Origin of the sequence: Janthinobacterium darwini, assembly GCF_051380905.1 — a bacterium.
Taxonomy (GTDB): domain Bacteria; phylum Pseudomonadota; class Gammaproteobacteria; order Burkholderiales; family Burkholderiaceae_D; genus Janthinobacterium.
The window spans coordinates 1,568,200-1,587,758 of the sequence record NZ_JBNYXX010000001.1 but is presented as its reverse complement, the minus strand read 5'-3'; the positions used below and the strand labels follow the sequence as shown (position 1 = coordinate 1,587,758).

The following is a 19,559-nucleotide window of genomic DNA, read 5'->3' as shown; positions in this document are numbered from 1 at the left end:
CGACTTTTTGACCGGATACCTCCCCCGCCGCAACAAGCATCGGTACGCCGCCGCTGCCGGCCCGGCAAGCCGTAATCAATGCCCTTTGTTTTCTAAAAACAACAATTTCAATATTGATCGGCAATGTCCACTAGAATAGTGAACATATGAAACACATGATTAGCGCGCCGGTCGCCAGTTTCACCGATTTACTGCTCGACGCCGTGTGCATGGTCGATGTGAACGGGCGCTTTGTCTTCGTCAGCGCCGCCTGCGAACGCATCTTCGGTTACACGCAGCAGGAAATGATCGGCAAGCTCATGCTCGACCTGGTCGCTCCCGCCGACCGTGCGCGCACCCTGGCCGCCGCGCAAGCCATCATGGATGGCCATGCGCAGACGCACTTTGAAAACCGCTACCTGCGCAAGGATGGCAGCCTGGCGCACATCATGTGGACTGCCCGCTGGTCCGTCGCCGACCAGCTGCGCGTGGCGGTGGCGCGCGACATCACCTTGCTGAAACAGGCACAGGCAAAGCAGGCCGCGCTGTACGCCATTTCCGAAGCCATGCAGGCGACACAGGACTTGCCCGCCTTGCTGCACCGCATCCAGCACATCATCGGCGAACACTTGCCGACGCGCAGCCTGACCTTGCTGCTGCATGACGAACACGGCGCACAGCCTCCCATAAGCTGCCATGCCGACGACAGCGCGCCCCAGCCAACGTCGTCCCTGGCCAGCCTGCTGTGCGACGAAGTCCTGCGCAGCGGCCGCCCCCTGCTGCTGCAGGCGGGACAACTGGCCGGTCTGCCGGCAGCGCTGCAAACGGCGGCCTGCTCCCTGTCCTCTTGCTGGCTAGCCGTGCCGCTGTATTCCTCCATGGGCAGCATCGGCGCGCTGGCCTTGCAAGGATGCCAGGACGCCGTCATCGGCACGGAACAGGATCAGGATTTGCTGCAATTTGTCGCCAAGCAACTTGCCACCGCCATCGAGCGCCGGCAGTTGCAGACGCAAATGCAGTTCATGGCCATGCACGATGAGCTGACCCGCCTGCCGAACCGCCGCCTGTTTCTCGACCGCCTGCACACGGCGTTCGCGCGCGCGCACCGCCAGGAAGGCCGGCTGTCGCTGCTGTTCCTGGACCTCGACCACTTCAAGCGGGTCAACGACGAGCACGGCCATGCTTGTGGCGACCTGCTGCTGCAGACGGTGGCGAGCCGCCTGCGCGATTGCATGCGCGAAACCGACACCCTGGCCAGGATGGGTGGCGATGAATTCGTCGTGCTTCTGGAAAGCAATGCCACGCCGGTGGACGTCGGCCTGATCGAGCAGAAAATCCACGCGGCCCTGGCCACGCCGCTGCTCCTGGGCAACGGACAGCAATTGCGGATCGCCGTCAGCATCGGCGTGGCCCACTATCCGGAAGATGGCGATACCATGCAGCTGCTGCTGCGCCATGCGGACCGGGCCATGTACGCCTCGAAGGTACTCACCGCCGCCTCGCGCTAGCGGGCGCCTGCTCTTGGCGGCAGTGCCCCTATGCTATACTTTTTGGCGATGCTAAGACTCTTCAAAACATGGCTGATCCTGCTGTTGATCACGGCGGTGCCGCTGCAAGCGGCCGCTGCGGGCGCCACGCGGACGTGCGCGCCGCTCGCTGCCCTGCCTGCCGCCACGATGGCAGCGGATTGCCAGCAGCATCATGCCCAGCCATACGCCGTCCCGGACGGCGCTGGCACGCCAGAAGAAAATACAAGCCCTGCCAAGCACCCCGCGTGCGGCGCCTGTTCGATCTTTTGCTTGGGCGCACTGATGCCGCCCTACCTCGCCCTTCCTGCCGCGGCCTGCACCGGCGCGCAACAAGTCGCCATCGCAACGGCCACCTTGCTGACGGGATTCATTCCCGACGGCCCGCGCCGGCCCCCGCGGCCGCTTTCTGCTTAACTACCAAGCAGGCCACCCGCGTGGCCACGATAGACCCTCTCCGTCTGAAAGCAACACATGATCCAACTTTTCCTATTGCGCGGCGCCTTCGCCGCCATGCTGGGCCTGCCCACCTTCGCCATGGCAGCCCTGCCCGTCATTGAAGTCTACAAGAGCGCTTCCTGCGGCTGCTGTTCCGAATGGATCAAGCACCTGGAAACGAACGGCTTTACCGTGCGCGCCAAGAATGTCGAGATGCCGGCGCAATACCGCAAGCTGGCAGGCATTCCCGACCAGCTCGGTTCCTGCCATACGGGCCTCGTCAACGGCTACGCCATCGAAGGCCATGTACCGGCCAGCGAGATCAAGCAGTTGCTGCGTGACAAACCCAAGGCCAGGGGCCTGGCCGTACCGGCAATGCCCGTGGGCTCGCCAGGCATGGAAGGGCCGCGCAAGGATGCGTATGACGTTTTGCTGGTCAAAAACGATGGCAGCACCAAGGTCTACAAGCACTACCGGTAAGACTGCGGGACAATGAAAAACGCCGCCGGGATCACTCCCGGCGGCGTTTTTTATCTTGCAGCAGTAAACAACTTACTACCTGTCAGGACCGTATCAGATGCTGTCGAGCACGGCATTCAGGCTGGCGCTTGGACGCATGACCGCTTCCGTCTTCGCCGGATCCGGCAGGTAGTAACCGCCGATATCCGTTTCCTTGCCTTGTACTGCTTTCAGCTCGGCGACGATCTTCTCTTCATTCTCGGCCAGGGCTTTCGCCAGTGGCGCGAAATGCGCTGCCAGTTCCGCGTCGTCCTTCTGCGCTACCAGCGCTTGCGCCCAGTACATGGCCAGGTAGAAATGGCTGCCGCGGTTGTCGAGCTCGCCGGTACGTGGCGATGGCGACTTGCTGTTGTCCAGCAGCTTGCCGGTGGCTTCATCCAGGGTTTTCGCGAGAATTTTGGCCTTCGCATTGCCCGTCTTGATGCCCATGTCTTCCAGCGACACGGCCAGGGCCAGGAATTCACCCAGCGAATCCCAGCGCAAATGGTTTTCTTCCACCAGTTGCTTGACGTGTTTGGGGGCGGAACCGCCCGCACCCGTTTCGTACATGCCGCCACCGGCCATCAACGGCACGATCGACAGCATCTTGGCGGACGTGCCCAGTTCCAGGATCGGGAACAGGTCGGTCAGGTAGTCGCGCAGGATGTTGCCGGTCACCGAGATAGTGTCCAGGCCGCGGAATGCGCGTTCCAGGGTGTAGCGCATGGCGCGCGTCTGCGACATGATCTGGATGTCCAGGCCCTTGGTGTCGTGCTCCTTCAGGTAAACCTGTACCTTCTTGATGACTTCATTCTCGTGCGGACGGTAGGAATCGAGCCAGAACACGGCAGGCATGCCCGAGTTGCGCGCACGGGTGACGGCCAGCTTGACCCAGTCGCGGATCGGCGCATCCTTGACCTGGCACATGCGCCAGATATCGCCCTCTTCCACCGTTTGCGTCAGCAGCACTTCGCCCGTTTCCAGGTCGGTGATGTTGGCAGTGCCGCCTTCAGGCACTTCAAAGGTCTTGTCGTGCGAACCGTATTCTTCCGCTTGCTGCGCCATCAGGCCCACGTTCGGCACGGTGCCCATGGTCTTCGGATCGAAGTTGCCGTGCCATTTGCAGAAACCAATCATTTCTTGGTAGATACGCGCGAAAGTCGATTCCGGCATGACTGCCTTGACGTCTTTCGGACGGCCATCGGCACCCCACATCTTGCCGCCGATACGGATCATGGCAGGCATGGACGCGTCGACGATGATGTCGTTCGGCGAATGGAAGTTGGTGATGCCCTTGGCCGAATCGACCATGGCCAGTTCCGGACGATTCGCATGGCAGGCGTGCAAATCTTTCAACACTTCATCTTTTTGCGACGCTGGCAGGGTTTCGATCTTGTCGTACAGGTTGCTCATGCCATTGTTGACATTCACGCCCAGCTTGTCGAACAGTTCAGCGTGCTTGGCGAACGCATCCTTGTAGAAAATACGTACGCAGTGGCCGAAGACGATCGGGTGCGAGACCTTCATCATGGTCGCCTTGACGTGCAGCGAGAACATCACGCCCGTCTTGAAGGCGTCGTCGATTTCTTTCTCGTAGAACTCCAGCAGCGCTTTCTTGCTCATGAACATGCTGTCGATGATTTCGCCCGCTTGCAGGGAAACCTTCGGTTTCAGCACGATGGTCTTGCCGGAGGCGGTGACCAGTTCCATCTTGACATCGCGTGCCTTTTCCAGGGTCAGCGATTTTTCGCCATGGTAGAAATCACCATGATGCATGTGCGAGACGTGGGTTTGCGACGCCTGGCTCCACTCGCCCATCGAATGCGGGTGCTTGCGTGCATACTCTTTGACAGCCTTCGGCGCGCGGCGGTCGGAATTGCCTTCACGCAAGACCGGGTTGACCGAGCTGCCGATGCACTTGCCGTAACGGGCCTTCAAGGCTTTTTCTTCTTCCGTCTTCGCGTCTTCCGGATAGTCCGGCAGCTTGTAGCCACGGCCTTGCAATTCGCGCACGCAAGCGATCAATTGACCTTGCGAGGCACTGATGTTCGGCAGTTTGATGATGTTGGTGTCCGGATTCTGCGTCAATTTGCCCAGTTCAGCCAGGGTATTCGGGACTTTTTGCGCGTCCGTCAGGAATTCGGGAAATTCGGCCAGTACACGCGAGGCCACCGAAATATCAGTGGCGACCACGTCCACGCCAGCCGGCGCGGTGAATTTTTTGATAATTGGCAGCAGGGAATACGTCGCGAGCAGCGGCGCCTCGTCAGTCAGCGTGTAGATGATTTTGGATTTTTGTGTTGCCATGTTCATTCCCTTGTATGCGGTGAGGCCTGGTGGTTAACTTTCTTCATTCCAAACACAGGACGGTTAGCCTTGCTTTGGACGGCTAGTGTGCCGGCGGTGACGCCGTGCTTGCCCACCACGTATTTTAGACTGTCCTGCCGCTGTTTGTGTATCAGATGCCGAGGAATCTTATATAAGACAGCAAATATGCCCGGTAGACAGGTGCAGTTGACGGTTTTCCGCAGTGAAATAGGTGCATGCGGTCCGGCAAGCCATGTACAAGATATAGGAAACAAATATTTTTTTACAAATAAAATCACTTAAACGCTGTCACGAGCGCTCGTTCTTTACGATGCCACGCACGTTCGTCAGCGCCAGGCAAGCATTCAGGACGATCAGCGCCCAGGCCCCGTCTTGCCAGCCCCAGCAGACCCACAGACCATTGCTGAACAAAAATACCCAGAAGCCCGCAAAGCGCCGAGCGGCCGCGCGCGACCCCACCAGCCAGGCCGCCAGCAGCGAGGCGGCCATGGCGGGCCACTGCAGCAATTCGATGATATCGGGCATGGCGGCTCCCGTGCGTGAAAGATTAGACAATATTGGCGTTTTTGCCGGCTTCCTGGCGCGCGCCTGCCACTTCCCCCTCACTTCCGCGCAATATCGACTTGCCACGGGCAGCCAAGACCAACCTGATCGCCTGATCCAGCGACGTGTTTGCGCATGGCCAGCCGTTCGTCAACAGGGGTGCATCAGCATTTACGGCAAGTTTTCAATCAACCTGGCCGTGAACGTCAAGTCGCCCCCCTATTTTTCGCCCGCCGCGAGCGGTCAAGCGGCCAAGCGGCTCACTGCCGGCTTGAAGGCGACCCGCGAGAGAGGCGCCTTGATGGCGACATGAGTGCTAATGCGGCTACCTTCGGGATCGGCGGTGAGCTGGAAAACGCCGACCACTTCGGCTAGCATCTGCGCTTCTTTCTGCAGCGATGCGGCTGCGCTGCTGGCTTGTTCGACCATGGCGGCGTTCTGCTGGGTCGCTTCGTCCATCTCGCCTACGGCTTGGTTGACCGACTCGATGCCGGTGCTTTGCTCCTGGCTGGCCAGGCTGATCTCTGCCATGATGTCGGTGACGCGTTTTACGCTACGCACAATCTCTTCCATCGTAGTGCCGGCATCGTCAACCAGGCGCGCGCCGATATCAACCCGCTGCACGGAACTGCCGATCAGGGCCTTGATTTCGCTGGCGGCCGAAGCCGAACGCTGAGCCAGGTTACGCACCTCGGTTGCGACGACAGCAAAGCCGCGGCCCTGCTCGCCGGCGCGAGCCGCTTCCACGGCGGCATTCAGCGCCAGGATATTGGTCTGAAATGCAATCGAGTCGATCACGCCGATGATGTCGACAATTTTCTTTGACGATTGGTTGATTGCAGCCATAGTCTCAACCACTTGCGCTACCACGGCACCCCCACGTACGGCAACTTCGGATGCGGACTCGGCCAGTACATTGGCCTGCCGCGCATTGTCGGCATTCTGACGCACGGTGCTAGTTAATTCCTCCAGAGACGATGCGGTCTCTTCCAGCGTTCCTGCCTGGCGTTCGGTGCGCGATGAGAGATCAAAGTTTCCGGCTGCGATCTCGGTCGAAGCGTTGAAAATTGTTTCGGTGCCGGTCCGCACCTGCGCAACGATATCGACCAGGTTGTCGCGCATTTTTTTCATGGCGAACAGCAGGCTGCTGTGGTCGTCCTTCGCTGTGTGAATCGCGACAGACAGGTCGCCAGCAGCGATGCGGGTGACGATACTGACAGCATAATCCGGTTGCCCGCCGAGCTGCTTCAGCAACCCGCTACCGATATACCACGCACTGCTTACGCCGGCGGCAATGGCTACCGAACACAGCACTAGCATCCAGGTGAAGAAGCTGCCGCTCAGCGCGCGGGCACCGGCGGTAGCGTCCTGGCTCATCTTTTCCTCCAGGTCGATCAGTTTATTCACCGACGCCAACCAGTCCACGAAGGCCGGGCCGACCTGTTGCGCCAGCAGGCTGGAAGCTTGCGCAAATTGCTCGGCACTCCGCAACTCAATCACCTTGGCAATCAACGGTTGCACGCGGCGCTCGGTGTCCTTGATATTGCTCAAGGCTGCTTTTTCATCGGCAGTCACGGCACCGGCAAATAAGGCATCGAGGGGGGCCGCCGATTGCTGGTATTTTTCATCAAGCGCCTTGATTTTGTTCACCTGCGCCTGGACGGCGGCGGCGTCAGTGGCCAACACCACGTCGCGCACGGCAATCGCACGGTCATGGACGCTGCCGCGGAAGTTGATCGCGTGGCGCTGTTTGACGTTATTGACATCGTTGACGCGGCTGAGCGTCTGATCGATACTGCCGACTCGATTCATGGCTAGGCCGGTGAGCAAGATTGTCAACGCGAAAGTGATGCCGAAACCTATAGCCAGACGGGTGCCGACGGTTTGAGTGGAATTGTTCATACAAGTCTTTATGTAGGTTGCCGGACAGAGCGATCAGGAAGCCATTGTCCGATAAATGATGATTCTTTGCGGCAACGTCTTTAGCGAGCAGATAGCGGTTGCAAATTTAAAATTAGCAATCTTTAATTTCTTGCAATGGGCACGCAGCGCGGAAAGGCAGGATTTTTCTAAAAGGCGTGAATTTATTCAGGACGGAAACTGCCCATCTGTTTCCCAGCCGTTGCTTGTGTAGCGTTTCTTGTTGTCGAGGATGAAAGTTGGGCCATCATCGGTCTGATGGGTCATCGCGCCTCGCCTCATGCATGGCTGGCGAAGCTGGTGGCAAGCAGACTTGCAGCAGCGACGACAGACAACTGTAGCCTCAGCGGTAAATACCACCCGGGCAGCCCGGCGTGCCTGAATAGCCGCCAGTCCTGCAAGTAATGGACGCCAAAGCCGGTCGCCAGCAAGGCACTGCCGGCAAGCGGGTCAAGCGCCAAGGCCAACCAGGCCAGCAAGGCGGGAATCACACTCCAGGCAAAGCAGACGTTGCGCTTACGATCACTGACGAATTGCACGCTCATGGCAAAACCCCAATGCAGCGCGCCTACAAAACTGAGGATCACAGCGCCGTATTGAAGTGATAATTGCTGCCAGACACTGCTACGCTGCGTATCGAGCCAGCTCGCCGCCAATAAGGCAAGGAACGGTATCAGGCCAGCGTAAGCCAGGCAGGCAACGATGCGCGGCGTGCTGCCCCGGTTCATTTGAACCACCCCATGCAGCTTGTGGCGCTACCGCTGGCGCACACCTGACAGGCAACACAGCGTCTCTTTTCCTGCGCCAGACTGGTAACGGCATCGGGCGGGGCGGCCCCCTCCAGCTCGCCGGCCACCGCCGCATTCAATGCTAGCTTGTTCATGCAACCCTCTTTGTTTATCAATGTCATGCGGCGTTTATCGCTGCACTAGCAAGTATGGCGAGATTGTAGCTATAATGAACCGCATAGTCCAATATAAACTGGTTCAATGTAGGTTCACTGCAACAAGTGATAACAATTTGAAGAGGCCATATCATGCCCAATCCTGACGAAAACAGTGTCACGACAACCGTTTTTTTTGATGGCTCCTGCCCTTTATGCCGATGGGAAATCAGCCTCTATCAAGGTACTGTGCCGACGAGTCCCATCCAATGGGTCGATGTCAGCGATACCAAGCAAACGGCAATCGAGGGTTGCAGTTGCAGGGAGTTGATGGCGCGATTTCATGTGCAAACGAAGGAAGGCGCCATGCTGAGCGGCGCGGCGGCATTCGTTGCCCTCTGGCTGTTATACCCGTCGTGGCGCTGGCTAGGGAAACTGGGCTCCTTACCCGGCATGCAAGCGCTGCTGGAGTTGCTTTATCGTGGCTTCTTGCACCTGCGTCCCGGCATCCAGTGGCTGACCAGACAATTCGCCACTGCCAAGCGGTAGTAGTGCAAGTATTGTCGGGCACGGCGTAGCTTCAACAACTGCCGATACAATGAACCGAATATGAACCGTCTTTGACACAGGAAACAGCAAAACACGCTGGACACGCACAACGCCGGCCGATAAGCTCAAGCTGGGAATCGCGAATTGCAGGTTCGTCCGACCAGATCCAGTTGCCATGGCCAAGTCGGTATGAGCGCCAGCGTGCTTTGTAACGGCAGCAACAACAAGGAAACTGAGGATGAGAAAATTATCCTGTCCACAGGCTCCGGCGCACAGTTTGCGCAGGGCCAGTACAGGCAGCGGAGTCGGCATAGCGAAGTCAGGCAACGCTCACCGGCACTTGAGGAAACAGATAGCTACACCCCCACCTTTGAATGGAGCAGCATGCCATGATGTCCAGCCTTCCTGATCAGTTTAACGCGCTAGTGCTTGGAGCGTCGGGCGCGATCGGCGCCGCATTCGTCGACCTGTTGAGCGCCATGCCACGCTGCGCATCTGTGTGCGGCCTGCATCGCCACTCGACACCACGACTCGACTTTACCGACGAAAACAGCATTGCCGAGGCCGCAAGAGAACTTGCCACCAAGCCCCGCTATCACCTGATCATCAACGCCGCAGGCATGCTGCACGACGGCAATCTCATGCCTGAGAAACGCCTGGCCGACCTGAATTATCAGCAGATGCAGGCAATTTTCCAGACCAACACCATGGGGCCGGCACTAGTCATGCGCCATTTCTTGCCCCTGCTCGATGGTGAACGCGCCATCATGGCCATGTTATCGGCGAAAGTGGGCAGCATAGGTGACAATCAGCTAGGCGGCTGGTACAGCTACCGCGCTTCGAAGGCCGCACTCAACATGCTGGTCAAGACGGCAGCCATTGAATTGGCGCGCAACCAGAAGCACAGCGTGCTGGTCGCGCTGCATCCGGGCACCGTCAACTCCCGGTTGTCGCGGCCATTTCGCGGTGAGCTTATAGGACGTCCGGCACATGACGCCGCCAGCGACATGCTCACCGTGCTAGACACCCTGAGGCCGTCTGACAGCGGCACATTCCTGGCATACGACGGCACGCGGCTCCCCTGGTAGTACGCACTGCGCCAGCACGCGCGCCACGCTTAAGCGGAGCCGGCAATGATGCGTTGTGCCAGTGCATGACCGCTAAGCCAGGCAGCCTCCACTGTGCCACCGTTCAGCCAATCGCCGCAGATACCCAGACCCTGCCCTGCCTCCCAAATGCAGACATCGTTGCGCGCCTGGGGCGTACTGGCATAGCGCCAACGGTGTACGCTCCAGCGTTGCGGTACCTGCCCGCCCAAACTGATAAAGGCTGCGAGCAGCTGCGCGGCAATGCTATCGGCATCGAGCTCAATGTGCGTCTCGCTCCATTCAGCACTGGCATGCAACAGCCAGCTTTCGCGACCGCTACGGCCAGGCTTGGCGCTGTCGCGTGCCACCCAGCGCAGCGGACCGGAGTTGAGGAAAGCCGCATTGAAGTCCAATGCCAACGGCTGCGCAAACTCCAGCATCATTGCCCAGCAGCCTGCCATGCTTGTCCCGGCCGCCAGCGCGGCCTGCAATGGCGCCACCTGATTCAGCAGTGGTACCGCCTGCGGCGCCGGCACGGCAAGCACTACCATGTCATAGCGCTGCGCAAGAGGCCCCTCGTCCTGCACATGCAAGCGCCAGGCGCTGTCTTCACGTTGCAAGGCACTGATCGCAGTCTCTGTGTGCAATGCCAGATCTGCGGCCAGCCACGCGGCGATAGATGACATGCGCGGAACGCCGACGAAGCGCTCGACGGGTGCACCGCGGCTGCATCCGTCGGCATCGGGGCTGCGCAGCTGCAGCTGCCAATGCGCAGCCACGCCGGCATGTTCCCAGCGGACCACCTCGGCCCGAAATTCAGGGGTGCGCGCTGTAAAGTACTGTGCGCCATGGTCGCATTGCCAGTTGGCGCCGCGCCGTGTGCTCATGCGCCCTCCCGCGCCGCGGCTCTTGTCAAACAGACAGACCTGGAAGCCTGCCTGCTTCAGGGCCGTGGCACAGGCCAGACCGGCGATGCCGGCGCCAATGACGGCGATGCGAAAAGAGCTCGTCATGAGATTTTCAGCCTCTTGCGCAGTGCACAGCGGGCTGTCGTGATGGTGGAATACGGCATAGTGCTCCTGATAAGTGATGACCTTGCGCTTACAGGCCCGCCGGCAAAGGCAGGGCCTCCGCCCGGGCAAGCCGCAACAGTGCTTCCTCCAGGACCATGCGGGCGGTTGCGGCGGCGTGCCCCAACTGCTCATGCAGCAGCGCGTCGGCCACATTGCGCGACGAGCATTGTTCGCTGTAACGCTCGAAGCTGTTGATCATTAACAAGATCTCCGTCAGATGGCGCGGGCACTCACAGTGGACAGTACTGCTGGCCGCCGCCAGCTCCGCCAAAGCCCGGTCGTCGAAGCGGCGCGGGACAGGCGCCGCCGGGCGCTGCCGCGCAAGCTGAGCTTGCGCCAAGGGCAACGCAGCCAGCGCCGCCTGGCACAGCAACACTATTTCTGCCACATCGCTGGGTACGCGCGCAACCAGGCAGCCCTGAGCGCGCAACTGGCGTATGGTCGCGCTGGCGCCGAAACGGTACAACACCACCACCGCCATTCCCAGTTTTTGGCGCAGCGCGCAAATCGCCGGCACCACGTGCTCATCGAGTTCCGATATTTCCATCAACAGCAGTTGCGCACCGGTGCCGGCCCATGCCGCGGCCGCATCGTCCAGATTCTGAAAGTTGGCGACGATATCGAGCGCCAGCAACTCTCGCCCGCCGACGGCCAGGCGTCGCGCCAGAGCCGCACCCATCAGCGCCAGGCGCAGAGGCTGCAAAGGCTGCATAGGCACGCCAGGCTCCGGTACCAACGCAAACTGGCCCAACTGTTCCAACTGCAGCTTGGCCAGCGCGCCAATCGGATGACCCTGGTCGACCAGTTGCTTCATAAGCCGCAGCCGACGAACCTGATCCTCGGAATACAAGCGCTGGCCATGCGCGCTACGGCCGGTGTCGGAGATGCCGTAGCGACGCTCCCACACCCGCAACGTTTCAACCGGCAAGCCAGCAAGTCTGGCGGCGACCCCGCTGCGATATTGAACAGCCTGGCTGTTGTCGACCTGAGGAGGGAGTAAAGATTGCACCATAGCTAGAACCGATAATGAACCTATAATGTCTGATTATATCGCGCAATCGGCAGACAACAGACGAAAAATACCGAAGACAGCGGTGCAAATCCAGTTCATCGCCACAGCAACTCCTGGTGAGACGGGGACAGACCCCACTTTTTTGAGTTAAAAGCAACAAAATTGAACATGAACCCGCCGCAAACGGCTGATTCCTCGACAGATTTCGTGCAGATGAGATGGCGCGTCGCCCTTATGCCCGGCCAAGGACCGCAGCGCCAGCCATCAGCTCGTCGACCAGCGAGAGCGAACTGTCTCCGCCAAGTGCGAACGGATCGAACTCGGGAAGCATCGAGTAGCGCAGAAGCGTGCCCGGGTTGAGCTTGTCGAGGTTGGTCTGCCCCATCGTCCAGCCAGCGTAGCGACGCTCGCTCATTTCTTCATAGTGCAGCAGTGTTACTCCCGTGTGTCGTGCATCGGCGAGAATGCGGGCATACAGGATATTGACCTGTTCGCGTCCGCCTTCGATCAGCTGCAGGTAAAACCGTTCGCTGTGGCATAGGACGCCGGTGATGCCGCTGGGTGGATTGTGGCGGCGGGACTGCTGGAGTATGGCGCCGATGGTAGCGACATCGATAGTGCCCGTGGTGCGGCTGGCATACAGTAAACGGACGAGCATAGGAACTCCTTTGGATGGTGTATCAGCGTTTGATCAGTGAGAGGAACTCGCGCCGCAGCGCGGGGTCCTTGAGGAATGAACCGTGCATGACGCTATTGATCATACGCGCGTCATTGTCTTTAACGCCACGCCACTGCATGCAGAAGTGATCGGCCTCCATGATCACGGCCAAACCGTCCGGCTTGACCTTTTCCTGCAGCAGTTCTGCCAGCTGGACCACGGCTTCTTCCTGGATCTGCGGGCGGCTCATGATCCATCCCGCCAGCCGCGCATACTTGGACAGGCCAATCAGGTTGGAGTGCTGGTTGGGCATCACACCTATCCACACCTTGCCCATGACGGGGCACAAGTGGTGCGAACAGGCGCTGCGTACGGTGATGGGACCGATGATCATCAGCTCGTTCAGGTTGGCGGCGTTGGGAAATTCTGTCACGGGCGGCGGGGCGATGTAACGCCCGCCGAACACTTCCAGCAAATACATCTTGGCCACGCGGCGCGCCGTATCCTGCGAGTTATGGTCGTTGGCGGTGTCGATCACCAGACTCTCCAGCACGCCCTGCATGCGCAGGCTGACCTCGTCCAGCAGTTCATCCATTTCGCCGCTTTCGATGTAGTCGGCGATATTGTCGTTGGCGTGGAAACGGACACCGCTCGCCATCAAGCGGGCGCGTATGCGTGCGGAGGCAGGCGTGCCGGCGACACGGTAATTAAGCTGCTTTTCATTCGTCATGGGAATTCCTTGTTGTTGGTAGTGCGATGTATCGTTTATCCGAGCAGTACAGGGTTGCGCTGCCAGATGCTGAAGCACAGTACCCCGGCAAAGCTGACCCATGCCAGGTAGGGCCATAGCAGCATGGCGGCGAGGCGTTCGCGGCGGCCGAACAGCACGATGGCAGCCGCGATCATCAGCCACAACACGACGATGCACACAAACGCCGCCGCGCACCGATGCCAGGCAAAAAATAGCCAGCTCCATAGTGCGTTGACCGCCAGCTGCGCCAGATAGAGCAGTAGCGCCGGGTACGCGCGCGGTGCAGCCGTGCGACCGATGCGCCAGGCGGCGATGGCCATCATCAGATACAGCAAGCTCCACACGGGACCGAACAGCCAGGCGGGCGGTGCCCAGCCGGGGCGGTCCAGCTGCGCATAAAACACGGCCGCGTGAACGGAGGCGAACGCGCCCAGCGCCGCAAAAGCGGCGGTCAGCGCGATCCAGCCGGCCAGCTGAAGGAATGCGCCCGGCTTCATGGACTTGGCCGCGCTCATGCCCTCCTCCCCTTTGTTGCTGCATCGGGCACCGGTACGCGGAAGCGGCCGCGCAGCCATCGGATCGGGGCGCCGACCAGTGGCAGCTTTTCCAGCAGCTCTTCGGCGGCATCCCAGTAATCGCGGTGCATCACGACCAGACCGTCCGCATTGAAGCGCAAATGGCTGCCGCCGGAGATCTGATACGGCACGCCGCGCAAGTGGAACACGAATAGCCAGGTGACGAAGGCCTGGTCGCCCTGCACCACGCGCTCGCCGATGATGAAGCGCGGCTGCTCGGTGTGGACAAACATATGGCGGAAGATCGCCTCAATCGCTGCAACGCCGCACACATCGTTGAACGGATCGCGAAACTGCGCGTCCGCCGCGTAGAATTCGCCCGCCCGTCCAACGGTGTCCGGGGTCAGCGAGGCATACCATGCCAGGAGTGGTTCAGTATCGTTCATTTTGCCAGCAAAAAGTAAGTGATGGCGATGGGCCGGTTGAAGGGGCGCATGCGCGCCCGCGGAACATCAGCGCGACCTGGCCCAGGCGCCACAGCAACGTCATGGCCGACTAGGCCTTCTGGAGCAGGAATTGAACAACATCGGTTCGCCCCTCGTCAAAGGCAGCCTCGCAATAGGCAAAGTACATATGCCAGATCCGCATGAAGTGTTCATCGAAGCCCAGGCCCGCAATCTGCGGATGGTGCAGGCGGCAGCGAGCATCCCAGCGACGCAGCGTTTCGGCGTAGTCGCGGCCGAAGGCGTGGCGTTCGACCGGGCGCAGGCCGCAACGGGCCGCCTGGCGTTCGAAACGTTCGACGCTGGGCAGCATCCCGCCGGGGAAAATATACTGCTGGATGAAATCGGTGCTGCTGCGGTAGCGCGGAAAATGCTGTTCGCCGATGGTGATTGACTGTACCAGCGCCTGTGCACCGGGCTTGAGCCGCGCCGCGACGGTGCGGAAATACTGCGGCCAGTACTGCTCGCCCACGGCCTCGAACATTTCAATCGACACCACGGCGTCGTACTCGCCGCCCAGGTCACGGTAATCACACAGCGCCAGCTGCACGCGGTCGGTCAGCCCCAGCGCCTGCACGCGGCGCTGCGCCACCTCCAGCTGCGACGGCGAAATCGTCACGCCATGCACGTGGATACCTTGCTGCGCGGCATGCTCGGCAAAGCCGCCCCAGCCGCAGCCGATTTCCAGCACGCACTGGCCGGGCCGTAGCTCTAGCGTGTCGATGATGCGCTGGTATTTGCGCCGCTGCGCGTCCTGCAGCGTCAACTGGTAGTCGCCGTCGAACAGCGCGCTGGAATACGTCCAGCTGGGATCGAGCCAGAGCTGGTAGAAGTTGTTGCCGATGTCGTAGTGCGCGTGGATATTGCGCTGACTGCCCTTGCGCGTATTGGGGCGCAGCCAGTGCCGCAGCCGGTACCAGCAGCGCGCCAGCGCGCCGCCGAACACCAGCTGGTCCAGCGACGCTTCGTTGCGCAGTGCCAGGCGCAGCAGCGCGGTCAGATCGGGCGTGCTGGCCCAGCCAGCCGCGTAAGCCTCGGCAAAGCCGATGTCACCCGCGCGCAGTATGCGCTGGCAGGCGCGCCAGTCGTGCAGCTTGAGCGTCGCGCCGGAAGACGCATGGGCGTCGCCGAACACCATGCGCGTATCGCAGGGTGTGATCAGTTCCAGGTGCCCGTGACGGATATTGCTCAGTAGCCTGAGGAATAGCCGCGCGCCAGCGGGGGCGGACAGCGTGGCGGTGGACAAGGTGCGATTCATCGGACAGTCTCCTGGTGCACGGTGGTTTGATGGGCGGGGGCAGGCGGCTTGCTGAAGAACGGAACGTGTTTCAGCCAGAGCCTGAACGCCTGCCAGTGAATGCGGAACACAATGCCGAGCCCCAGAAGCGGATAGCGCAGCAGGGCAACAGCCAATGCGCTGTCGGTCATCGGCACGGGGCGGCCGCTGAGCGCGGTGCGCAGTAGCACGCCGTCGCCGTCGTGATAATCAAGCCCGGTGCAGTGGCTGGCACCGTCCAGGCGAAAGCGAAAGCGATAGTGTCCCTGCACCTCGCAGAACGGCGACACGTGCAACTGCTTGACAGCAGTGGCCGTGGACGCGCCACCCGCCGTGTGGCCGATGCGCATCAGGTAGCGGTGGCTTTCGCCGAAGGTGTTGTTGACCTCGGCCAGCACAGCGCGCAGCTGCCCAGCCGCGTCGTGGCAATGCCAGAAGCTCACGGGATTAAACACATAGCCAGCCACGCGGGGAAAGGTTTGCAACCAGATTTCGCCGTCGGCGTCGATGCGGTGGTCGCGCAGTAGAGCGCGCATCCATTGCTCCAGACTGGAGCCATCGCGCGGGCCATAGTCGCGCCGCCATATCGACAGGGGCCGCCAGCGGTCCACGCCGAACCAGCGAGAATGACATTCGTCCAGCCGGTCCAGGTTCAAGCGCACATAAAATAGCGGATAGACGAAACGGTGCGGCACCGGGCGCAGGCGCACATGCGTCACCTGGCCGTGCAACAGTTGGGCGGCAGGCTGCTTCATGGCAGCACACTCCAAAGTGGCGCCGTATCGAATGCCGCGGCGATGCGCAGTGCCGATTTGAGGCCGTCTTCGTGGAAGCCGTAGCCGGTCCAGGCGCCGGCGAACCAGACACCGCCCTTGCCCTGGATCTGCGCAAGCTGCTGCTGCGCGCGTACGGTGGCCAGGTCCATCACCGGGTGGGCGTAGTCGAACTTGGCCAGCATTTTGCTTTCGGCCGGCAGGGTGTGCGGATTGAGCGTCACGATCACTGGTGTTTCGAACGGCAATGCCTGCAGCTGGTTCAGCCAGTAGCTCACGCACACGGGACGCTGTCCGTCCGACTGCGCGCCCGCCAGGTAGTTCCAGGCCGACCAGACCTTGCGCCGCCGAGGCATAAGATTCGCGTCCGTGTGCAGGTAGGCCGTGTTGGGCTGGTAGCGCACGCCGCCGAGGATAGCGCGCTCTGTCTGGCTGGCGTCGTGCAACATGGCCAGCGTGGTCGGCGCGTGGGTAGCGAACACGACGGCGTCGAACTCGTCGGCGCCCGCTCCATTGCTCCACACCTGCATCCTGCCAGCGCTGCGCCGCACGGAATGCACCGGCGTGTTCAGACGAATGTCAGGCAGCGTGGCGGCGATCTTGTGGACATAGTGGCGGGCTCCGCCTGCGACCGTGCGCCACTGCGGACGGTCGTTGACCTGCAACAGACCGTGGTTCAGACAGAAACGCAAAAAGGTCGCTGCGGGAAACTGCAAGATATCGCTTGGCGAACTGGACCATATTGCTGCCGCCATCGGCAGCAGATAGGCGTCGCGGAAGCGCGCGCCATAGCCCTCCTGCTGCAGAAGCTGTCCCAGCGTCAGCGCTGTCTGGTTCGACCATTGCAGAAAGCGCTCCGCGTTGCGGTTGAAATGCAGGATGTCCCACAGCATGCGCAGGAAGGAAGGCGAGCCGGCGTTGAGGCGCTGCGCGAACACGGTATCGAGGCTGGAGCCTGCCCATTCCAGCGCTCCGCCGTCCATGGACACGCCGAACGACATGTCGCTGGCTATGCTGTCGACACCCAGCTCGTCGAACAGCGCCACAAGGTTGGGATAGGTGCGCTCGTTATAGACCAGAAAGCCCGTATCGACGCCATGGCAGCGCCCTTCCAGCGTCACATCCACGGTGTTGGTGTGGCCGCCAAGATAGCCGCCGGCCTCGAACAGCACGACGTCGTGCTTGCGGTTGAGGAAATAGGCGCTGGCCAGGCCTGAGATGCCGGAGCCGATGATGGCGATACGTTTACGTGGCGGGTTCATGTAGTTTTGTTGTTTATGCTGACCATTTTATTACTGGCATGCTAATATTACTACCATCGAACAACAAAAGCTACTGATTAGTATCGGAAATTTACCAATGAGTATCATCCCAAGACTAAGCTTTAAAAATCAAGCATTTAAGCTGCGCGAGAACGCTATCCTGGATGCCGCGACGGCGGTACTGAGCCAAAAAGGCTATGACTTGATGACCATGGATGACGTCGCCGGCATGGTGGGCATCTCCAAACCCAGCCTTTACAAGCACTTCAAATCAAAGGAAGAGCTAGTCGGTGAGGCGCTGATACGCCTGCTCGACGGCGCTCTCGATTATGTCGCCGCGCTAGACACCTCACTCAGTCCGCTGCAGAAATTGTCATCCCTGCTGGAGTGGGCGCTGCGGGTACGCCTGGACGGCGGACTGCCGTTTCTGCCATCGACCAGCCCGCACGTGCGCGACATGTTGATCCGCAATGTGAAGTACATGCTGCGCGTCATGAAACTGAACCGGCAGCTGGAGGCCTTGGTCAAGCTGGCGCAGCAGCAGGGGCAGTTGAACCGCGAACTGCCCACAGACGTTGTACTATTCAGCTACTACGCTCGGACCTGTGACCCTGCGGTCGAGTATTTACAGAAATACAGCAAGATGGAATCTGACGATATCATCCGCCATATGCTCAAAGTATCGTTTGAAGGCTTGAAGTGAAACAGACTCAAGCGCCCTACCCGCGCTGCGCCAACTGGTGGCACGACTGGGCGCTGCTGCGCCGTTTTGTATCGGACCTCATGCATGCTGAATTGCTCATGATGCGGCGCGGGAGCGCCGGTTTGCCGTCGTTGCCGTGGGCTGATGGCCTGAAGCTGGAAGCTGACTTGGGTATCGATTCACTGGAGCGCTACACCCTTGCGACGGCGCTGTCCGCTTGCCTGCACCTGCACGAGAGTGGCGCCGACCAGGCGTTGCTGGGGTGCACCACGCTCGAGCAGTGGATCGCCTGCGCCAGTAACGGCCTGGACCAGTACAGCGCCGCGCTGAGCTTTACAAGCTCCGGCAGCAGCGGCGTGCCCAAGTCCTGCCCCCACAACCTCGACATGCTATGGCAAGAGGCGTGCTTTTTCGCAGCACAACTGGCGCCTGCGCGGCGCGTCTTATATACCGTTCCTGCGCATCACATTTACGGCTTCCTGTTCAGCGTGCTACTCCCGTTGGCATGCGGCCCGGTGCGCGCCTCGCTGGTCGATGCGAGAAATATGCTCCCAATGGAGTTGATCGCGCAGGCCACGGACGGGGACGTGATCATCGGCTACCCGGAACTTTGGTCCGCCGTTGCCCGACACGCCCCCATTTGGCCCAGTGGTGTTACGGGCGTGACGTCGACCGCGCCCTGCCCGCCCGACCTGGCGCTGCAACTGACGGCGTCCGGCTTGTCTCTGGTAGAAGTATACGGTAGCAGCGAAAGCGCGGGTGTGGGCTGGCGCACCGATGCGCGCCGGCCCTATGTCTTGCTGCCCCACTGGCGGCGCTCCGCGTCCGGCGACACTTTGGTGCGCCAGGCGCCGGACGGCACCGAGCTGCGCTGCGACTGCCCGGACCAGATCGACTGGCAGGGCGAGAATGCTTTCGTACCCGTGGGCCGGCGCGACCAGGCAGTGCAGGTCGGTGGCAAGAACGTTTATCCGGCGCAGGTGGCAGAGGTGCTCAAGCGCCATCATGGCGTCAGCGAGGCCCACGTGCGGCTGATGCGTGCAGACGAAGGGCAGCGGCTGAAGGCGTTCGTGGTGGCCGCGCACTTCGGCGGAAGCGAGCGCCTGCCGGACCAGTTGGCGTCCTGGGTCAGGGAGCGCTTGCCACCTGCGGCGCGCCCTGTGTCGTTCACCGTCGGCGCCGCTCTGCCGGTGAACCGGCAAGGCAAACCAAGCGACTGGATCATCAGCGATGGCCCCTGGGCAGACGAAGCGTAATATAGATGACCAAGCGACGCTCGTA

Annotated in this window: 20 protein-coding genes; 7 read left to right on the top strand and 13 right to left on the bottom strand. The window is 60.8% G+C overall.

Translation table 11 applies throughout. The features are described from left to right. Positions 1–146 precede the first annotated feature (146 nt). The 3 genes from ACQ4WZ_RS07385 to ACQ4WZ_RS07375 are packed head-to-tail and all read left to right on the top strand — an operon-like array spanning position 147 to position 2,423. Positions 147–1,487, top strand: a complete 1,341-nt coding sequence (locus tag ACQ4WZ_RS07385) for a sensor domain-containing protein (RefSeq protein ID WP_101481564.1) — start codon at positions 147–149, stop codon at positions 1,485–1,487. Between the two features lie 30 nt (positions 1,488–1,517). Next, positions 1,518–1,922, top strand: a complete 405-nt coding sequence (locus ACQ4WZ_RS07380) for a hypothetical protein (RefSeq protein WP_436572978.1) — start codon at positions 1,518–1,520, stop codon at positions 1,920–1,922. Positions 1,923–1,979: 57 nt separating this feature from the next. Then, the gene (locus ACQ4WZ_RS07375; RefSeq protein WP_436572977.1) at positions 1,980–2,423 is read left to right on the top strand and encodes a DUF411 domain-containing protein; all 444 of its coding nucleotides are present in this window, start codon (positions 1,980–1,982) and stop codon (positions 2,421–2,423) included. A 93-nt stretch (positions 2,424–2,516) separates the two neighbouring features. Here the strand turns inward: ACQ4WZ_RS07375 and ACQ4WZ_RS07370 are convergent, their stop codons facing one another. The 4 genes from ACQ4WZ_RS07370 to ACQ4WZ_RS07355 form a co-directional block, all read right to left on the bottom strand. Then, a complete protein-coding gene (locus tag ACQ4WZ_RS07370; protein ID WP_436572976.1) occupies positions 2,517–4,748 on the bottom strand; it encodes an NADP-dependent isocitrate dehydrogenase in 2,232 nt (743 codons plus the stop codon). A gap of 309 nt (positions 4,749–5,057) precedes the next feature. Then, positions 5,058–5,294, bottom strand: a complete 237-nt coding sequence (locus ACQ4WZ_RS07365) for a hypothetical protein (RefSeq protein WP_101481567.1) — start codon at positions 5,292–5,294, stop codon at positions 5,058–5,060. A gap of 261 nt (positions 5,295–5,555) precedes the next feature. Continuing rightward, positions 5,556–7,214 carry a methyl-accepting chemotaxis protein gene (locus ACQ4WZ_RS07360; RefSeq protein ID WP_436572975.1) on the bottom strand — a complete coding sequence of 553 codons (1,659 nt, stop codon included), beginning with the start codon at positions 7,212–7,214 and terminating at the stop codon, positions 5,556–5,558. 296 nt (positions 7,215–7,510) lie between these two features. Beyond that, a complete protein-coding gene (locus ACQ4WZ_RS07355) occupies positions 7,511–7,960 on the bottom strand; it encodes a DUF3429 domain-containing protein (RefSeq protein WP_436572974.1) in 450 nt (149 codons plus the stop codon). 308 nt (positions 7,961–8,268) lie between these two features. On the opposite strand from ACQ4WZ_RS07355, the gene ACQ4WZ_RS07350 reads away from it, so the two are divergent. Both ACQ4WZ_RS07350 and ACQ4WZ_RS07345 read left to right on the top strand, forming a co-directional pair. Beyond that, on the top strand, positions 8,269–8,664 hold the full coding sequence (locus tag ACQ4WZ_RS07350) for a thiol-disulfide oxidoreductase DCC family protein (protein WP_436572973.1): 396 nt from the start codon (positions 8,269–8,271) through the stop codon (positions 8,662–8,664). 392 nt (positions 8,665–9,056) lie between these two features. Continuing rightward, positions 9,057–9,752, top strand: a complete 696-nt coding sequence (locus ACQ4WZ_RS07345) for an SDR family NAD(P)-dependent oxidoreductase (RefSeq protein WP_218973491.1) — start codon at positions 9,057–9,059, stop codon at positions 9,750–9,752. Between the two features lie 29 nt (positions 9,753–9,781). Here the strand turns inward: ACQ4WZ_RS07345 and ACQ4WZ_RS07340 are convergent, their stop codons facing one another. From ACQ4WZ_RS07340 to ACQ4WZ_RS07300, 9 genes are all read right to left on the bottom strand, one after another. Continuing rightward, a complete protein-coding gene (locus tag ACQ4WZ_RS07340; RefSeq protein WP_436573866.1) occupies positions 9,782–10,765 on the bottom strand; it encodes an NAD(P)/FAD-dependent oxidoreductase in 984 nt (327 codons plus the stop codon). An 88-nt stretch (positions 10,766–10,853) separates the two neighbouring features. Next, complete coding sequence (locus ACQ4WZ_RS07335; RefSeq protein WP_436572972.1) at positions 10,854–11,837, bottom strand: MerR family transcriptional regulator; 984 nt, start codon at positions 11,835–11,837, stop codon at positions 10,854–10,856. Between the two features lie 232 nt (positions 11,838–12,069). Then, on the bottom strand, positions 12,070–12,495 hold the full coding sequence (locus ACQ4WZ_RS07330; RefSeq protein ID WP_101481572.1) for a BLUF domain-containing protein: 426 nt from the start codon (positions 12,493–12,495) through the stop codon (positions 12,070–12,072). 22 nt (positions 12,496–12,517) lie between these two features. Continuing rightward, positions 12,518–13,225, bottom strand: coding sequence for a GTP cyclohydrolase I (gene folE / locus ACQ4WZ_RS07325; protein WP_101481573.1), 708 nt, complete (start codon positions 13,223–13,225; stop codon positions 12,518–12,520). Positions 13,226–13,260: 35 nt separating this feature from the next. Continuing rightward, complete coding sequence (locus ACQ4WZ_RS07320) at positions 13,261–13,761, bottom strand: TspO/MBR family protein (RefSeq protein ID WP_436572971.1); 501 nt, start codon at positions 13,759–13,761, stop codon at positions 13,261–13,263. Then, a complete protein-coding gene (locus tag ACQ4WZ_RS07315; protein WP_436572970.1) occupies positions 13,758–14,207 on the bottom strand; it encodes a nuclear transport factor 2 family protein in 450 nt (149 codons plus the stop codon). Before ACQ4WZ_RS07315 ends, ACQ4WZ_RS07320 begins: the two co-directional genes overlap by 4 nt. Positions 14,208–14,316: 109 nt before the next feature. Further along, complete coding sequence (locus ACQ4WZ_RS07310; protein WP_436572969.1) at positions 14,317–15,522, bottom strand: class I SAM-dependent methyltransferase; 1,206 nt, start codon at positions 15,520–15,522, stop codon at positions 14,317–14,319. Continuing rightward, positions 15,519–16,295, bottom strand: coding sequence for a DUF1365 domain-containing protein (locus ACQ4WZ_RS07305; protein WP_436572968.1), 777 nt, complete (start codon positions 16,293–16,295; stop codon positions 15,519–15,521). Before ACQ4WZ_RS07305 ends, ACQ4WZ_RS07310 begins: the two co-directional genes overlap by 4 nt. Continuing rightward, positions 16,292–17,575 (bottom strand): NAD(P)/FAD-dependent oxidoreductase, encoded by a 1,284-nt coding sequence (locus tag ACQ4WZ_RS07300; protein WP_436572967.1) that lies wholly within the window; start codon positions 17,573–17,575, stop codon positions 16,292–16,294. The genes ACQ4WZ_RS07305 and ACQ4WZ_RS07300 overlap by 4 nt, the downstream gene beginning before the upstream one ends. A 97-nt stretch (positions 17,576–17,672) precedes the next feature. On the opposite strand from ACQ4WZ_RS07300, the gene ACQ4WZ_RS07295 reads away from it, so the two are divergent. Continuing rightward, a complete protein-coding gene (locus tag ACQ4WZ_RS07295; protein ID WP_133990966.1) occupies positions 17,673–18,278 on the top strand; it encodes a TetR/AcrR family transcriptional regulator in 606 nt (201 codons plus the stop codon). Beyond that, on the top strand, positions 18,275–19,534 hold the full coding sequence (locus ACQ4WZ_RS07290) for an AMP-binding protein (protein ID WP_436572966.1): 1,260 nt from the start codon (positions 18,275–18,277) through the stop codon (positions 19,532–19,534). The genes ACQ4WZ_RS07295 and ACQ4WZ_RS07290 overlap by 4 nt, the downstream gene beginning before the upstream one ends. Positions 19,535–19,559 lie beyond the last annotated feature (25 nt).

Excerpts from the sequence above, each read along its gene's own strand:
- ACQ4WZ_RS07375 (WP_436572977.1), top strand. The coding sequence starts at position 1,980 with ATGATCCAACTTTTCCTATTGCGCGGCGCCTTCGCCGCCATGCTGGGC.
- ACQ4WZ_RS07300 (WP_436572967.1), bottom strand. The coding sequence starts at position 17,575 with ATGAACCCGCCACGTAAACGTATCGCCATCATCGGCTCCGGCATCTCA.
- ACQ4WZ_RS07380 (WP_436572978.1), top strand. The coding sequence starts at position 1,518 with ATGCTATACTTTTTGGCGATGCTAAGACTCTTCAAAACATGGCTGATC.
- ACQ4WZ_RS07345 (WP_218973491.1), top strand. The coding sequence starts at position 9,057 with ATGTCCAGCCTTCCTGATCAGTTTAACGCGCTAGTGCTTGGAGCGTCG.
- ACQ4WZ_RS07355 (WP_436572974.1), bottom strand. The coding sequence starts at position 7,960 with ATGAACCGGGGCAGCACGCCGCGCATCGTTGCCTGCCTGGCTTACGCT.
- ACQ4WZ_RS07305 (WP_436572968.1), bottom strand. The coding sequence starts at position 16,295 with ATGAAGCAGCCTGCCGCCCAACTGTTGCACGGCCAGGTGACGCATGTG.
- ACQ4WZ_RS07385 (WP_101481564.1), top strand. The coding sequence starts at position 147 with ATGAAACACATGATTAGCGCGCCGGTCGCCAGTTTCACCGATTTACTG.
- ACQ4WZ_RS07315 (WP_436572970.1), bottom strand. The coding sequence starts at position 14,207 with ATGAACGATACTGAACCACTCCTGGCATGGTATGCCTCGCTGACCCCG.
- ACQ4WZ_RS07370 (WP_436572976.1), bottom strand. The coding sequence starts at position 4,748 with ATGGCAACACAAAAATCCAAAATCATCTACACGCTGACTGACGAGGCG.
- ACQ4WZ_RS07295 (WP_133990966.1), top strand. The coding sequence starts at position 17,673 with ATGAGTATCATCCCAAGACTAAGCTTTAAAAATCAAGCATTTAAGCTG.
- ACQ4WZ_RS07335 (WP_436572972.1), bottom strand. The coding sequence starts at position 11,837 with ATGGTGCAATCTTTACTCCCTCCTCAGGTCGACAACAGCCAGGCTGTT.
- ACQ4WZ_RS07310 (WP_436572969.1), bottom strand. The coding sequence starts at position 15,522 with ATGAATCGCACCTTGTCCACCGCCACGCTGTCCGCCCCCGCTGGCGCG.
- folE (WP_101481573.1), bottom strand. The coding sequence starts at position 13,225 with ATGACGAATGAAAAGCAGCTTAATTACCGTGTCGCCGGCACGCCTGCC.
- ACQ4WZ_RS07330 (WP_101481572.1), bottom strand. The coding sequence starts at position 12,495 with ATGCTCGTCCGTTTACTGTATGCCAGCCGCACCACGGGCACTATCGAT.
- ACQ4WZ_RS07360 (WP_436572975.1), bottom strand. The coding sequence starts at position 7,214 with ATGAACAATTCCACTCAAACCGTCGGCACCCGTCTGGCTATAGGTTTC.
- ACQ4WZ_RS07340 (WP_436573866.1), bottom strand. The coding sequence starts at position 10,765 with ATGACGAGCTCTTTTCGCATCGCCGTCATTGGCGCCGGCATCGCCGGT.
- ACQ4WZ_RS07350 (WP_436572973.1), top strand. The coding sequence starts at position 8,269 with ATGCCCAATCCTGACGAAAACAGTGTCACGACAACCGTTTTTTTTGAT.
- ACQ4WZ_RS07320 (WP_436572971.1), bottom strand. The coding sequence starts at position 13,761 with ATGAGCGCGGCCAAGTCCATGAAGCCGGGCGCATTCCTTCAGCTGGCC.
- ACQ4WZ_RS07365 (WP_101481567.1), bottom strand. The coding sequence starts at position 5,294 with ATGCCCGATATCATCGAATTGCTGCAGTGGCCCGCCATGGCCGCCTCG.